The organism is Pseudomonas sp. PIC25 (assembly GCF_002286785.1).
GTDB lineage: Bacteria > Pseudomonadota > Gammaproteobacteria > Pseudomonadales > Pseudomonadaceae > Pseudomonas_M.
This window is the reverse complement of the sequence record NZ_MUJY01000032.1, coordinates 42774-57950: the sequence shown is the minus strand read 5'-3', so window position 1 is coordinate 57950 and position 15177 is coordinate 42774. Positions and strand designations below refer to the sequence as shown.

The window sequence follows — 15177 nt, the reverse complement described above, 5'->3', positions numbered from 1 at the left end:
TCATTTCGGCCTCATGGCAGAAATCGGCCCATGGACAGGTTGCGCTCAACGTAAATTCATCATACAACATGACAACTGCTTGTCACGCAGTTCTTCGACAACAAGAATCCGGGGTGTCCCGACACACCCGGGTATTCTCCTCAGTGGAGTGCGATACATGAAGATCGTAGTCACCGGTGGTGCCGGCTTTCTCGGCAGCCGTCTGATCGAGGCCTTGCTCAGCTCCACCGCGAGCGACCTCGTGCCCGGCCTGTCCGGCATTCTCTCCATCGATCTGGCCACCTGCCCCGTGCAGGACCCACGGGTCGAGTCGGTGATCGGCGATGTTGCCGATCCTACCTTCATCACCCCGCTCATCGATGCCGATACCGCCCTCGTCTATCACCTGGCCGCCGTGGTCAGCGGCCAGGCCGAAGCGGATTTCGACCTCGGCATGCGCGTCAATCTGGATGCTACCCGCGTGCTGCTGGAAGCCTGCCGCCATCGCGCCAACGCCCCGAAACTGGTGTTCGCCAGCTCCCTGGCGGTGTTCGGCGGCGAGCTGCCGGAGCGGGTGCCCGAAGACTTGGCGCCGCTGCCGCAATCCTCCTACGGCGCGCAGAAAGCCATGGCCGAGCTGCTGATCAACGATTACTCGCGCAAAGGCTTCATCGATGGCCGGGTGTGCCGCCTGCCGACCATCTCGGTGCGCCCCGGCAAGCCGAACGCGGCGGCCTCGTCATTCGCCAGCGGCATCATCCGCGAACCGCTGGCCGGCGAACCGAGCAACTGCCCGGTACCGCTGGACACACGCCTGTGGCTGTCTTCGCCGGACACGGTGATCGCCAACCTCGTCCACGCGGCACGCCTCGAAGGTGCGGCCCTCGGCCTGCGCCGCACGCTCAACCTGCCCGGCATCAGCGTGCGGGTCAGCCAGATGCTCGACAGCCTCGCCCGCATCGGCGGCGAAGCGGCACGGGCACTGGTCAGCCAAGAGCCGGACGAACGCGTGCAGCGCATCGTCTGCAGCTGGCCTGGCGACTTCGATATCGAGCGGCCGCTGCGGCTGGGCTTCCACGTCGACGAAGACTTCGATGCCGTGGTGAAAGCGCACCAACGCTTTATGGCAGTCCAGTGACTCCCGGTGCCTACGGGCGCCGCCATTCCCAACCCGACGATAAAAACAAGAGGGAAACTCCATGAACGCAACCGCAATCGCGGGACCGCAGCTGATGGTCGGCCTGGTGCTGGCCATCTTCGTGCTCATCGTGCTGGTCCTGCGCACCCGCATCCACGCCCTGCTCGCGCTGGTCTGCGCCGCCTCCATCGCCGGCCTGGTCGGCGGCATGGCGCCGGATGCGCTGGTCAAATCCATCACCACCGGCTTCGGTGCCACGCTCTCCACCATCGGCCTGGTGATCGGCTTCGGCGTCATGATGGGCCGCCTGCTGGAAGTCTCCGGCGCCGCCGAACGGATGGCCTACAGCTTCATCCGCTGGCTCGGCAGCAAGCGCGAGGAATGGGCGATGGCCATCACCGGCTATATCGTGTCCGTTCCGATCTTCTGCGATTCCGCCTTTGTCATCCTTAATCCGCTGGTGCGCGCGTTGTCGCGCAATACCGGCAAGTCCGTGCTGACCCTCGGCATCGCCCTGGCCGGAGGCCTGATGCTGACCCACCACGCGGTCCCGCCGACGCCCGGCCCCCTGGGTATCGCCGGCATTTTCAACATCGACATCGGCTTGATGATCTTCTGGGGCGTGGTGTTCACCATTCCCGGCCTGTTCGTGCTGATCGCCTACGCCCGCTTCATGGGGCCACGCATCGAGGCGATGATCCAGCGCGACAACCACGTTTCCCTCGACCCGCGCCAAGCCTACCAGCAGGTACTCGACCAAGCCGATGCCCGCGAGCGCGAACTGCCGCCGCTGTGGCTGTCGGTGCTGCCGATCGCCCTGCCGATCCTGCTGATTTTCACCAACACCCTGGTCGGCGCGCTGGCCAAGCTCAACGGCGACGCGTCGATCAGCCAGGGGGTGATCGGCCAAGTCTGCGCCTTTATCGGCAATCCGGTGATCGCGGTCGGGCTCGGCGTGGTCGTGGCGATCTACGGGCTGGTGCCACGCATGCCGCGCGATGACGTGATCGCAGAGATGGAAAAGGGCGTGGAAAGTGCCGGCATCATCCTGCTGGTCACCGGTGCCGGCGGCGCCCTCGGTGCGGTACTGCGCGATAGCGGCGCCGGCCAGTACATGGGCGAATGGGTAGCGACCCTGCCGCTGCCGGCAGTGTTGATTCCCTTCGTGATCGCCTCGCTGGTGCGCCTGATCCAGGGCAGCGGTACCGTGGCGATGATCACCGGTGCGTCAATCTCGGCGCCGATCCTCGCGGCCATCCCGGACGTCAACATGGTCTTCGCCGCCCAGGCCGCCGCCATCGGCTCCATGGTGTTCGGCTACTTCAACGACAGCTATTTCTGGGTGGTCAACCGGCTGCTGGGCGTGAAGAACGCCAAGCATCAGTTGCTTACCTGGTCGGTCCCCACCACGCTCTGCTGGTTCACTGCGCTGGTCACGCTGCTGCTATTCAACGCCATCCTGGGTTGAATGGAGCGGACATAAAAAAGCCGGCCCCGCCCATGGGGGCGGTGCCGGCAAGACGATGCACGTCCTTGTGCAGAGGAGCGGGATGACGCCTCTGCTTACAGCAGCGGCAGGGTGTAGCTGACGATCAGGCGGTTCTCGTCCAGGTCGTTACCGAAGTTGGAGCGTACCGTCGCGTTACGCCATTTGACGCCCAGGTTCTTCAGCGGGCCGTCCTGGAAGACGTAGGCGATGTCGGTGTTGCGCTCCCACTCGCGACCTTCGCTGCCATCGGCACGCTCGACGTTGTCGCCGGTGATGTAGCGGGTCATCAGGGTCAGGCCGGGGATGCCGACGCCGGCGAAGTTGTAGTCGTAGCGAACCTGCCAGGAACGCTCGTCCTCGTTGGCGAAGTCGTTGATCTGGACGAAGTTCACCAGGTAGGCATCGGTACCGTTGACGTAGGCGAAGCCGGTGTCGCCGCTCATCTTCTGGTAACCCAGGCCGAAGGCGTGGTAGCCCAGGGTGTAGGTGAACAGGCCGCCCAGAGCCTTGTTGTCGACGTTGGACTGGCCATCATCGGTGGAACGGGCGTAGCGCAGGTCGCTCTTCAGCGATTGCTTGTCGCCCAGCGGCAGGACGTGAACCAGGCTCAGGTAGTTCTGCTTGTAGAAGTTGTCCAGTGCACCGTAGTGGTAGCTGGTGGTCAGGCTGTCGTTCCACTTGTAGGACAGGCCGGCGAAGTTGAACTCATCGCTGTCCACGTTGCTGATACCGGTGATGCCCTTGCGGCCAACGGTGTTGATCACCATGGTCTCGTGGTCGGAGGAATCACGCTGGTTCACGCGGTTGATCTGGCCGGCGTCGAAGGTCAGGCCATCGATCTCGGCGGAATTCAGCCAGCCGCCCTGGAAGCTCTGCGGCAGCAAGCGCGAGTCGTTGGACACCAGCACCGGCATCTTCGGCATCAGGGTGCCGACTTTCAGTGTGCTCTTGGATACGCGGACCTTGGCGGTAGCGCCCAGATCACCATAGGTGTCCTGAGCCTCACCGGTTTCCTTGTCCACTTGCAGCAAGCCAGTGCCGGAAGTACCACGACCGGAATCCAGCTTCACGCCCAGGGTGCCGATGGCATCCAGACCGAAGCCGACGGTGCCTTCGGTGAAGCCCGACTCGTAACGCACGATGAAACCCTGTGCCCACTCTTCGGACTTGCTGCGGAACTCGGCCGGGGTCTTGCCGGTGACACGCGGCGGGTTCGGCTCGCCCAGGTCCTGGCGGAAGTCGCGGTTCATGTAGAAATTGCGCAGCTCCAGACTAGCCTTGCTGTCCTCGAAGAAGCCGGCAGCGCTCGCCTGCTGGCTGAGGGTGATGCCCAGGGTACCGGCGGCGACGGCCAGCGCCAGGGTGGTTTTTTTCATTATGGTTTCTCCAGTGTGTTTACGGTTGGGCAAAACGGTCCGGGGAAACTTCACGGGAGAAGCGGCAGCCCCGGGACCGGATCCGACAAACCGCACGCCGTCGCACGAGCGGACAAGGTCCGTCGCGTACAAGGCATGCGGTTGGAAAACTAGGAGTATTCGATCCGTGGACGGACGAAGGCCGCGGACGGGAAGACGGGCGTTACGGCGAACACCGGATATCGGCAGTGTTTCATCGGCTGCTCTCTCATCTTTTTATAGTGGCCTTACATGGCATCATCGAGATGGTCGAGCCAAGGCAGATATTGTGCCAGTCATTACGATCACCCCTGCCACGCTTGTTTCAGAGGTATTTCAAAGTATTTACGGATGTGTTTCCGCGCACCCATAGGCAAATTTCCGCCCACGCTGATAATAAATTTGGCGGGTTTCCGCCAATCACAGTCGTAGGCCGACCTTCAGCTCCCCACTCGGCTGACCAATAAAATTTGGTCCATGTCACGAAACGCCGACGCCAGGTGGCTTTCAGCGATCAGGCACGGCCCCGGAGCACGCCAGGATCTCCCGCAATGGCTCCCGAAGACTGGGCGATGCCAGCAGCCGTTCGAGCTGCCGCTCGATGAGTGCCATGGGGTTTGCCGGGCCGAGATGCTCCGGCTGGATATCCCCACCCTTGCTGACCAGCAGCGCGAAGTGGATGACATTTTCCAGCTCCCGGGTATTGCCAGGCCAGATGTACCCTTCGAGTTGCCGCTGGGCCTCGGGGCTGAGCAACGGCGGCGACAGGCCCAGCCGCTGGGCGTAGATACCGAGGAAGTATTCGGCCAGGGGCAGGATGTCGCCGACCCGCTCGCGCAACGGTGGCCAATTCAGCCGGCCTTCGCTCAGGTAGAGATAAAGACGCTCGTCGAAGGTGCCGGCCTCCACCGCTCGCACCAAATCGATACTGGTCGCGGCCAGCAAGCGGACATCGAGCGGATTCGGCCGCTGCGCGCCGACTCGCATCACCTCGCGATTCTCCAGGGCGGCCAGCAGTTTGGCCTGCAGAGAGAGCGGCAGGTCACCGATCTCGTCGAGGTAGAGACTGCCGCCATTCGCCGAGCCGAACCAGCCGGCACGCCCGGCCGTTCCGGCACGGGCTCCGGCAGCATGGCCGAACAGCTCGGCCTCGGCGTGCTTCGGGCTCAATGCGCCGCAATTCACAGCGACGAACAGCCCCTGGCGGTCGCTGCTGCGATGGATGTGGCGCGCCAGCAGCTCCTTGCCGCTACCGGTCTCGCCCTGGATCAGCACCGGCAGCGCGCTCGCCGCCAGCCGTTCGACCTCGGCGCGCAACCGTTGGGAGGTGGGGTCGGCGAACACCAGGGCGCGCGCCCGGATACTCAGCGGGCTGCGGTCCGCGTCGGACAGCGTCAGCAAGGCGGGAGGAGCGGAAAACGTCATGGCAATCCAGTCAGGCTCGGCGCCGCTCCAGTTGTTCGATGCGGTTCTGCAGGCGATAGTGATAGCCGAACCCCTGCTCCCAACGACGGTGGCCGGACTTCACATTGATGTGGCCGGCGCCGGACAGGATCGCCGCTTCCGCGCCCCAATCGCACGCCATTTCCAGCGCCCGGACCGCGCTGGCCGCCGCATCGTTGTCCGAGCCGACCAGTTGGCTCGGGAACGGCAGCGGGCCGCGGGGGATGGGGGCGAAGTTACGCAACGGTTCAGGGCAACCCACCCGCTCTACGTCGGCCGGAGCCACCAGCAGCGCGCCGCGCACACGACTCAACGATGCTGTCGGCGCCTGGGCCGCCCAGTGGGCCACGGTGACACAACCGAGGCTATGGGCAATCAGCACCACCGGCCGGGCGTCCGCCGTCACCGAGCGCTCCAGCTCGGCGACCCAGTCGGCACGACGCGGCAACATCCAATCGGCCTGCTCCACCCGGGCGCTGTTCGGCAGGCTGCGTTGCCAGTGGCTTTGCCAATGGCCGTCGGCGGAGCCTTGCCAGCCCGGCACGATCAGATAGCGGATGGGTTCGCTGCGCATGGCGCTGCCTCCTGCTGTTCACGAGCAGGCAGTATAGGAAGACACCTTATATGAGTTAAGGAATAAGAAATTATTTACTTATTCCTTAATTAAGAAAAGGGCGCACCACATTACCGGCACGCCCTTCGATTCAGGCCAGAACGATCTGGTTCTTGCCTTGGCGCTTGGCTTGGTACATAGCTGCGTCTGCACGGGCGAACAGGGCGCTGAGGCTGGTGTCCTTCGGGCCGAGGCAGGTCAGCCCCTGGCTCACTGTGACGCCGAACGACTCGCCGTCGACATGGATGACCAGGCGCTGGATTTCCCGCTGTAGACGCTCGGCGATCTGTTGCGCCAGTTCCGGGGCGCAACCGGGGAAGACCGCGGCGAACTCTTCGCCACCGATCCGCCCGAACAGGTCGCCCCGTCGCAGGGCGCCGGCGCCGCATTGGGCGACGCGCTGCAAAACCAGGTCGCCGGTCTGGTGGCCATGGGTGTCGTTGATCCGCTTGAAGTCATCGATGTCCAGCAAGAGGAACGCCAGCGGGTTGCCGTACTGCCGCGCCAGTTCGAATTCGCGCTGGGCGCATTCGAAGAAGTGCCGGCGGTTGCTGCTCTGGGTCAGCACGTCGGTGGTGGCGAGGCGATGGAGTTCGCCTTCCAGTTGTTTCTTCTCGGTGATGTCTTCGGCGATGCCCACCACGATCGGCGGCTTGCCGGTCTCGCCGCGCTGGCTGACGAAGCACTTGTCGCTGAGCCAGCGGATCTGCCCGTCGGCACGGATGATCCGGTACTCGCGGACCTCGATGGCGCCTTTCTCGATCACTTCGGCGAGGCTCTGCTCGGCGTAATCGAGGTCGTCCGGATAGATGCTGTTGAGCCATTCGCCATAGTCGGCGAGCAGCAGCGCGGCGGAGCGGCCGAAGATGCGCTCGTAGGCCGGGCTGACGTAGATCATCTTCCTGGCTTCCCAGTCGAAGGCCCAGAGCACGGCATTCACGCTGGCCAGCAGCGAACTGAACAGTTGTTCGCGCTCGCTCAGCCGTGCCACTTCGGCACGCGCATGCATCAGCGCGAGCAGCGTCTCGGCGGGAGCCGGCAGCTCGGCGATTTCTGAAACGGGAAGCTCGTTTTTGCTATCCATCTAGCACGACCCAAAACTGGAGGGCTATTCCTGACGTATGCCGCAGGCATACGGGCACAATGAAGCCCGCCGGATGGCGAGCACTCATCAGATGAATTACAGCGCATGAAGTTCCGGTCAGCCTGCGCGCCAGCGAAGCGTGCCGATCAACGGTTGATCCGGACGACGGCGCGTCAGGAACGGGCGAGCGGCGTCCGGCGGCTCGCCCGCGCCACGCTGAGCGGGTCCAGTGCGCAGAGCGCTTCGTACTGGCTGACGAATACGCGCCCGCCGAAGCGTTCGAGAAAGTCCGAGCGCCTGAGCTGGTCCATCACCGGGCCCTTCACTTCCGACAGGTGCAGTTGCACCCCGGCGGCATGCAGGCGTTCGACGATGGCCTCCAGGCTGTCCAGGGCGCTGGCATCGATCAGGTTGACTCCGGAGCACATCAGCACCAGATGACGCACCTGCGGCCGCGCCGCCACCAGGGCGGCGATGCGTTCCTCCAAATAGCGCGCATTGGGGAAATACAGGCTCTCGTCCACCCGCAGCGACAGCACGCCGGGGCTTTCCACCACATCGAAACGCTCGACATTGCGGAAATGCTCGCTGCCCGGCAGTTGGCCGACCACCGCCATGTGCGGGCGGCTGGTTCGCCAGAGGAACAGCAGTAACGACAGCCCGACGCCGATCAGGATGCCCGTTTCGACACCCAGCAGCAGCACCCCGGCCAACGTGGCGAACTGGGCCGCGCCGTCCTGCCGGGAGAAGCGCCAGGTGCGGCGCAGCGCGCCGAGGTCCACCAAGCTGAGCACGGCGACGATGATGGTCGCCGCCAGCACCGCCTGGGGCAAGTTGTGGAACAGCGGAGTGAACAGCAGCACGGTGACGGCGATCCCCACGGCTGTGAGCACACCGGCCATGGGCGTCCTCGCCCCGGCGTCGAAATTCACCACTGAACGGGCGAAGCCACCGGTGACCGGAAAGCCGCCGCTCACCGCCGCCGCCAGGTTGGCCGTACCGAGGCCGAGCAGTTCGCTGTCCGGTTCGATGCGTTCGCGGCGCTTGGCGGCCAGGGTCTGCGCCACCGACACCGATTCGACGAAGCCGACCAGGCTGATCAGCAAAGCCGCCGGCAACAGTTGCAGCGCCAGCGACAGGTCCAGCGTCGGTAACGCCAGCCCCGGCAAGCCTTGGGGAATCGCCCCCACCACCTTCACCCCGGCCTGATCCAGGTGCAGCGCGGAGACCGTCAGTACAGAGATCAGGATTGCCAGTACCGGCCCGGCCTTGGCCAGGTTGCCGGCCAGACCGGTCCTCAGGCCGAGCTTCACCAACAGCGGCTTGAGACGCGAACGCACCCACCAGAGGAACACCAGGCTGGTCGCGCCGATTGCCAGCGTGGGCAGGTGCGTCTGCGGCAGGCTGGCCACCAGGGCGGGCACGAGCTGCGCCAAGGTGTCGCCGGCAACCGGCACCCCCAGGACATGCTTGAGCTGACCGACGGCGATCAGCAGGCCGGAAGCGCTGATGAACCCGGAAATCACCGGGTGGCTGAGGAAGTTGGCGACGAAGCCCAACCGCAGCAGCGCCATGCCGGCCAGCAGCAGCCCCGACAGCAACGCCAGCAGCATGGCGGCACCGACGTAATCGGCGCTGCCGGCGGGGAACAGCGGGTCGAGCGTCGCCGCGGTCATCAGCGAGACCACCGCCACCGGCCCCACCGCCAGGGTACGGCTGGAGCCGAACAGGGCGTAGGCCAGCAGGGGCAGGATGCTGGCGTAGAGCCCGGCCACCGGCGGCAGGCTGGCGAGCATGGCGTAGGCCAGGCTCTGCGGGATCAACATCAGCGTCACGATCAACGCGGCCAGCCCATCCTGGGCAGCCATCGAGCGATCGTAATGCCGCCCCCATTCGAGGCAGGGCAGCCAGCGGCGCAGTTTCATCCACGCTTCTCCTGCTGGAAGTCGCAGGCCGGCGTCGCCTCCACCGGACGCGGCTCATGGGGCAGGCGATGGGGCTCGGCAAGCCATTCGCGACCGCGCAGCATCAGGTCGAAATAGATGCTCGGCATCGCCTTCACCTTCAGGTCCCAGGCCATACGCCGGGGAACTCGCGGGTCCAGGGGAAAGGTGGGCAGCAGCTTGCCGCCGTAGCCGAACTCGGCCAGCACCACCTTGCCGCGCTCCACCGTCAGCGGGCATGAGCCGTAACCGTCATACAGCGCCTGCGGGCCGCGGCCGGCGAGCACCGCCAGGACGTTCTCGGCGACCACCGGAGCCTGCTTGCGTACTGCCGCGGCAGTCTTCGCGTTGGGTGCGGCGCACACATCGCCGAGGCTGAAGATGTTGCCGTAGCGCGGATGGCGCAGGGTCTCGTGATCGGCCTCCAGCCAACCGTCGGCGTTGGCCAGCGGGCTCTGGCGGATGAAGGCCGGTGCACGTTGCGGCGGGACCACGTGCAGGAAGTCGAAGTCCTTCTCGACGAGGGCGCCGCCTTCGGCTGCGGTCGGCTTGAACCAGGCCTTGTGCGCCGGTCCGTCGACCGCCACCAGGTTGGTGTTGAAATTCAGTTGCGCACCGTAGCGCTCAACGTATCGCATCAGCGGCGGCACGAAGTCGGCGACACCGAACAGCACCGCACCCGCCGAGCAGAACTCCACCTCGATGTCTTTCAGCACACCCTGGCGATGCCACCAGTCGCAGGACAGGTACATGGCCTTCTGCGGCGCGCCGGCGCACTTGATCGGCATGGGCGGCTGGGTGAACAACGCCCGACCGTGGCGCAGCGCCTGCACCTGCTGCCAGGTGTAAGGCGCCAGCTCGAACTGGTAGTTGGACGTCACGCCGTGCTTGCCGAGGGTCTCCTGCAAGCCTTCGATGGCACCCCATTCCAGGGTCAGGCCGGGGCAGACCACCAGCACCCGGTAGCCCAGGCGATTGCCATCCTCCAGCACCACCCGCTGCTGTTCAGGTTCGAAACCCGCCACCGCCGCACGCACCCATTGCGCGCCCTTGGGAATGCAGCGGGACATCGGCCGCTCGGTGCGGGCACGGTCGAACACACCGGCGCCAACCAGCGTCCAGCCCGGCTGGTAGTAGTGCTGCTCGCGCGGCTCGATCACTGCGATACGCAGGCCGGGATCGCGCCGCAGCAGGCTGGCGGTCACGGCGCATCCCGCCGCGCCACCGCCCACGACCAGGACGTCGTAGCGGGCGGTATGGGTCGGCGGCTGGATCGCCTCGGTGTGTGGCGCCTGCTGCCAGCGCTGTTCCAGACGCGGCAACAGCCCGACGAGGTCGTAACCCGCAGCCTTTGCCGCCGTCATCAACGTCTCGGGGTCGAGGTGATGCGCCTCGCTCAACGCCCACAGGCTGGTGGAGCGAGTGCCGGTGCGGCAGAACGCCAGGACCGGCCCTCGCACCTGGTCGAGCAGCGCAGTGAAAGCGGCGACGTCGTCATCGCCGATCTGCCCGGAAATCACCGGCAGATAGTGGTAATCCAGCCCGCTGGCCTTGGCGGCCGCTTCCATCTCGGCGGAGGTCGGCTGGCCCTCGCCTTCGCCATCGGGGCGGTTGTTGATCACACAGCGGTAGCCGGCGGCAGCCAGGGTGCCCATGTCGGCCGGCTGTAACTGAGCGGCAACGGCGATGAACGGGGTGAGGCGTTTCAACGAATCCATGACGCGGACCTCCGCTCAGAGCACGTTCAACGGGATTTTCAGATAGCGAGTGCCGTTGCCCTCGGCGGGCGGCAGCTCACCGGCACACATATTCACCTGCACCGACGGCAGGATCAGCGTAGGCATGCCCAGGGTAGCGTCGCGGGCGCTGCGCATGGCGACGAAGTCGTCCTCGCTGACGCCTTCATGGACGTGCACGTTATGCGCACGCTCCTCGGCCACGCTGGTCTGGTAGCGAAAGTCTTCGCGCCCCGACGCCTTGTAGTCGTGGCACATGAACAGGCGGGTATCGTCGGGCAGCTCGAACAGCTTGCGGATCGAGCGGTACAGCACCCGCGCATCGCCACCGGGGAAGTCGCAACGGGCGGTGCCGTAGTCCGGCATGAACAGGGTGTCGCCGACAAAGGCGGCATCGCCGATCACATAGGTCATGCACGCCGGGGTGTGGCCCGGTGTATGCAGGGCACGGGCTTCGAGGGTGCCGATGGTGAAGCGGTCGCCGTCGTGGAACAGGTGATCGAACTGGCTGCCGTCGGTGGCGAATTCGCTGCCGACGTTGAACAACTTGCCGAAGACGCCCTGGACCACAGTGATGCGGTCGCCGATAGCCAGCCGGCCGCCCAGCGCCTGCTTCAGATAGGGCGCGGCGGACAGGTGGTCGGCGTGTACGTGGGTTTCCAGCAGCCATTCGACCGTCAGCCCTTGCTCGCGGACATAGGCGATCAGGCGATCGGCGCTGGCGAAGGAGGTGCGCCCCGCCGCCGGATCGTAGTCGAGCACCGAGTCGACGATGGCGCAGCGCCCGGTGGCGAGGTCGCTGACCACATAGCTGTAAGTGAAGGTGTGCGGATCGAAGAAGGCTTCAACGTGGGGTTGCATGTTCGTCATCCTCAAGAATCGCGGAACGGGATAGTTAATGAAGAGCGTAACTGTTATTTGGTTCTATACTTAGACCTTTTAAGAATATAAGAGAGGAGCCTTCTTCCCCTACGCCCTAAGCCATAGTAACTATCTGATTCAAAAGAAAAATAATGGTGATTCGACGATAGTCGCAGAGAGCTGTCGAAAGGATGGCAAGACGCGACGACCGAGCCAACGCCTCGGTCGTCGTGTAGATGCAGGTCGGGATCAGTGGGGCCGGTTACGGCAGGTATTCAGCCCGAGCAGCGAATAGGCGGGACAGAACCTGAACAGGCCGGTGGCAATCGGCACCACCCCGATCCAGCCCCACAGGCCGATCACGCCGCTCAGGCTGAGGCCGATCAGAATCAGGCCGGCGGCGATGCGCAGGCCACGGTCGAGGGTTCCAACATTGGCTTTCATGATGACCTCCAGGGTCAGTGGGCGCGCCGTCGCTCCAGCGCGGTGTACAGCAACATCCCGGCGATCATCGCCAGAACGAACAGCAGCACCTGCCAATGCCCGGTGAGCAGGATCGCCAGCGCCGGGCCGGGGCAGATACCGGCGATGCCCCAGCCGACGCCGAAGACGAGGCTGCCGACGATCAGGCGGCGATCCAGCTCACGCTTGCGCGGCAACTGTATGGGCGCACCCAGCAGCGAGCGTTCATGCCGGCGCGCCCAGGCGAACGGCAGCAGCGCGGCACCGATGCCACCCACCATCACCAGCGCCAGGGACGGGTCCCAGGCACCCGCCAGGTCGAGAAACCCGAGCACCTTGGCCGGGTTGGCCATGCCCGCCAGCAGCAGGCCGAGACCAAACAGCAGGCCGGCGGCGAATGCTGTCAGTTTGCGCATGCTCAGCCCCCCAGAAGGTGACGCAGGGCAAACACAGTGGCGAAACCGCTGGCCATGAAACACAGGACCGCCACCAGCGAGCGTGGCGACAACCGGGCCATGCCGCAGACACCGTGTCCGCTGGTGCAACCGGCACCGTAGCGGGTACCGACGCCCACCAGCAGGCCGGCGGCGACCAGCCCCGGCCAGCCAGTCTGGAATTCCACCTCGGGCAGTGCGCCGGACAGCAGCCAGAGCAACGGCGCCAGCAGCAGGCCGAGCAGGAACAGCGCCTTCTCGCCACGCCCCTCGGCGCCGGGCTCCAGCAGGCTGCCGAGCAATCCGCTGATACCGGCGATCCGGCCGTTGAAGAGGACGAACGACCCGGCCGCAATGCCGATCAGAATGCCGCCGGCAAGTGCGCTCCAGGGGGTGAAGTTCGTCCAGTCGATAGTCATTGGTTTTCCTGCCCCTCGCAGAACAGTTGGTACAAGGTATTGATCACGGCCAAGGCCGCCGGACTACTGATCCGGTAAAAGATCTGCTTGCCCTCGCGGCGGGTTTCCACCAGCCCCTCGCGGCGCAGCACCGCTAATTGTTGCGATAGCGTCGGTTGCTGGATGCCGAGCAGGGCCTCCAGGTCGCTGACGTTGCGTTCGCCTTGGGAAAGCTGACAGAGCAGCAGGAGCCGGTCAGGATTGGCCAGGGCCTTGAGCAACTGGCCAGCGGCATCTGCATTGGCGCGCAACTGCTGGATATCGATTTCCGATGAGGTCATAGCGAGCCTTTCAGTTATATTATTTACAATATATATATTGATAGAATGATTTCAAGCCGCATCGGCTTAACGGTCGAATCGGTGCCGGCAAACCGCCATCTGTACTGGAGAATGCAATGAGCGACAACCAACGGATTCACCTGCGCCTGCGGCAGGAAGAGGATTACCGCTGCACCCTGGCGTTCGACGACGGCGTTCCGCCCCTGACCGCCGACGAGCCGCCGCCCCTCGGCCAGAGCCAGGGACCGAGCCCGGTGCAACTGTTGCTCGCGGCGGTCGCCAACTGCCTGACCGACAGCCTGCTGTTCGCCCTGCGCAAGTTCAAGCAGGACGCCGAGCCGTTGTCCGCCAACGCCGTCGCGGAGGTCGGGCGCAATGCGGAGAACCGCCAGCGGGTAGTGGGTATCGAAGTGGATCTCAGCCTCGGCAAGCCGGCGGCGGAGATGCAGCACATCCCGCGCATTCTCGATCAGTTCGAGGCGTTCTGCACTGTGTCGCAGAGCGTGGCGGCGGGCATTCCGATCCGCCTGCGGGTGTTCGACCGCGACGGCCAGTTGCTGAAAGGCGAGTGAACCCCGAAAAGCAGAACGCCCCGAACCGGTCGGGGCGTTCTGGCGATGCGTCGGCGATCAGGCGATGGCCGGTGCCGGGCGCAGCGAATAGGTCTTGAGCTGCTCGGCGAATTCTCGCAGCGACTGGATGCCGCTGGCTTCCGCCTCGTGGACCCACTCCTTGATGGCCGCGAGCATATCGTGGCCGTTGGCGCTGGTCTTGACCCAGATCTGCTGCAGGGCTAGGCGCTTCTCATAGATCACCTTCAGCGCCTGGCTGTGCGCCAGCATCTCCTGGATGCGCATTTGGTGACGCTCTTCCAGCAGGCTGGTTTCGCGCGACAGCAGGCGCTTGGCACGACGGAACAGATGGCGGACCGACTCGTCGGCCTTGGCCAGTTCCTGTTTCACCAGCGGCGCGATCACCAGCTTGCGGTACTGCGCCATGATCTGGAAACGGTTGTTGAGGATGGCCATGGCGGTGTCCATGTCCAGCTGGCCCTTGCCTTCCACACGGTGGGCGATGGGCGCCACGCGGGCGACCTTGGCCAGGCCGAACAGGCTGAACAGCTTGATCCAGGCGAAACCGATGTCGAACTCCCACTTTTTCACCGACAGCTTGGCCGAGTTCGGGTAGGTGTGGTGGTTGTTGTGCAGCTCTTCGCCGCCGATCAGGATGCCCCAGGGCACCAGGTTGGTCGCGGCATCGCGGCATTCGAAGTTGCGGTAGCCCACCGCATGGCCGAGGCCGTTGATCACACCGGCCGCCCAGAACGGAATCCAGATCATCTGCACGGCCCAGACGGTCAGGCCGAGGGCGCCGAACAGCGCCAGGTCGATCAGCGCCATCAGGGTCACACCCAGGTTCGGGTAGCGGCTGTAGACGTTGCGCTCGATCCAGTCCTCGGGGCAGTTCTTGCCATAGATACGCAGGGTGTCCTCGTTCTTCGCCTCTTCCTTGTACAGCTCGGCGCCCTTGCGCATCACGGTGGACAGGCCCTTGATCACCGGGCTGTGCGGGTCGTCCACGGTTTCGCACTTGGCGTGGTGCTTACGGTGGATGGCGGTCCATTCACGGGTGTTCATGGCGGTGGTCATCCACAGCCAGAAGCGGAAGAAGTGCTTGAGCGCGGGGTGCAGTTCCAGTGCGCGGTGCGCGGAGTAACGATGAAGATAGACAGTGACGCTGACGATGGTGATATGGGTCAGTACCAAGGTGACCGCCACCAGTTGCCACGGTGACAGATCGAGAAAACCGTTGTACCACATGCGGGTATTGCCCTCGGAGGATGGAAACGCAGCTTGTCGAAC

General features: G+C 64.8%; 15 protein-coding genes. 3 read left to right on the top strand and 12 right to left on the bottom strand.

Annotated elements, in window-relative coordinates:
- Nucleotides 1-157: 157 nt before the first annotated feature.
- The gene (gene denD / locus BZL41_RS01550; RefSeq protein ID WP_095597672.1) at nt 158-1117 is read left to right on the top strand and encodes a D-erythronate dehydrogenase; all 960 of its coding nucleotides are present in this window, start codon (nt 158-160) and stop codon (nt 1115-1117) included.
- A 61-nt stretch (nt 1118-1178) separates the two neighbouring features.
- Complete coding sequence (locus BZL41_RS01545) at nt 1179-2585, top strand: GntP family permease (RefSeq protein WP_095597671.1); 1407 nt, start codon at nt 1179-1181, stop codon at nt 2583-2585.
- A gap of 95 nt (nt 2586-2680) precedes the next feature.
- On the opposite strand, the gene BZL41_RS01540 is transcribed toward BZL41_RS01545, so the two are convergent.
- From BZL41_RS01540 to BZL41_RS01490, 11 genes are all read right to left on the bottom strand, one after another.
- Nucleotides 2681-3982 (bottom strand): OprD family porin, encoded by a 1302-nt coding sequence (locus tag BZL41_RS01540; protein WP_095597670.1) that lies wholly within the window; start codon nt 3980-3982, stop codon nt 2681-2683.
- Between the two features lie 525 nt (nt 3983-4507).
- Entirely contained in the window at nt 4508-5425 is a 918-nt protein-coding gene (locus BZL41_RS01535) for a sigma 54-interacting transcriptional regulator (RefSeq protein ID WP_095597669.1), read from the bottom strand.
- A 10-nt stretch (nt 5426-5435) separates the two neighbouring features.
- Complete coding sequence (locus BZL41_RS01530; protein WP_095597668.1) at nt 5436-6017, bottom strand: alpha/beta hydrolase; 582 nt, start codon at nt 6015-6017, stop codon at nt 5436-5438.
- A gap of 130 nt (nt 6018-6147) precedes the next feature.
- A complete protein-coding gene (locus BZL41_RS01525; protein ID WP_095597667.1) occupies nt 6148-7140 on the bottom strand; it encodes a sensor domain-containing diguanylate cyclase in 993 nt (330 codons plus the stop codon).
- Between the two features lie 173 nt (nt 7141-7313).
- Nucleotides 7314-9065: a SulP family inorganic anion transporter gene (locus tag BZL41_RS01520; protein WP_095597666.1), complete on the bottom strand. Its 1752-nt coding sequence runs from the start codon at nt 9063-9065 to the stop codon at nt 7314-7316.
- A complete protein-coding gene (locus BZL41_RS01515) occupies nt 9062-10801 on the bottom strand; it encodes a bifunctional protein tyrosine phosphatase family protein/NAD(P)/FAD-dependent oxidoreductase (protein WP_095597665.1) in 1740 nt (579 codons plus the stop codon). Before BZL41_RS01515 ends, BZL41_RS01520 begins: the two co-directional genes overlap by 4 nt.
- 15 nt (nt 10802-10816) lie before the next feature.
- Nucleotides 10817-11680, bottom strand: a complete 864-nt coding sequence (locus tag BZL41_RS01510) for an MBL fold metallo-hydrolase (protein WP_095597664.1) — start codon at nt 11678-11680, stop codon at nt 10817-10819.
- Nucleotides 11681-11929: 249 nt separating this feature from the next.
- Complete coding sequence (locus BZL41_RS01505) at nt 11930-12124, bottom strand: DUF2892 domain-containing protein (protein ID WP_095597663.1); 195 nt, start codon at nt 12122-12124, stop codon at nt 11930-11932.
- A gap of 14 nt (nt 12125-12138) precedes the next feature.
- Nucleotides 12139-12558: a YeeE/YedE family protein gene (locus BZL41_RS01500; protein ID WP_095597662.1), complete on the bottom strand. Its 420-nt coding sequence runs from the start codon at nt 12556-12558 to the stop codon at nt 12139-12141.
- Between the two features lie 2 nt (nt 12559-12560).
- A complete protein-coding gene (locus BZL41_RS01495; protein ID WP_095597661.1) occupies nt 12561-12995 on the bottom strand; it encodes a YeeE/YedE family protein in 435 nt (144 codons plus the stop codon).
- Nucleotides 12992-13315 (bottom strand): metalloregulator ArsR/SmtB family transcription factor, encoded by a 324-nt coding sequence (locus tag BZL41_RS01490; RefSeq protein WP_095597660.1) that lies wholly within the window; start codon nt 13313-13315, stop codon nt 12992-12994. The genes BZL41_RS01495 and BZL41_RS01490 overlap by 4 nt, the downstream gene beginning before the upstream one ends.
- A 116-nt stretch (nt 13316-13431) precedes the next feature.
- On the opposite strand from BZL41_RS01490, the gene BZL41_RS01485 reads away from it, so the two are divergent.
- On the top strand, nt 13432-13887 hold the full coding sequence (locus BZL41_RS01485) for an OsmC family protein (protein WP_095597659.1): 456 nt from the start codon (nt 13432-13434) through the stop codon (nt 13885-13887).
- A gap of 57 nt (nt 13888-13944) precedes the next feature.
- Here BZL41_RS01485 and desA read toward each other — a convergent pair whose 3' ends face one another.
- Nucleotides 13945-15135 (bottom strand): delta-9 fatty acid desaturase DesA, encoded by a 1191-nt coding sequence (gene desA / locus BZL41_RS01480; protein ID WP_095597658.1) that lies wholly within the window; start codon nt 15133-15135, stop codon nt 13945-13947.
- Nucleotides 15136-15177: the final 42 nt, after the last annotated feature.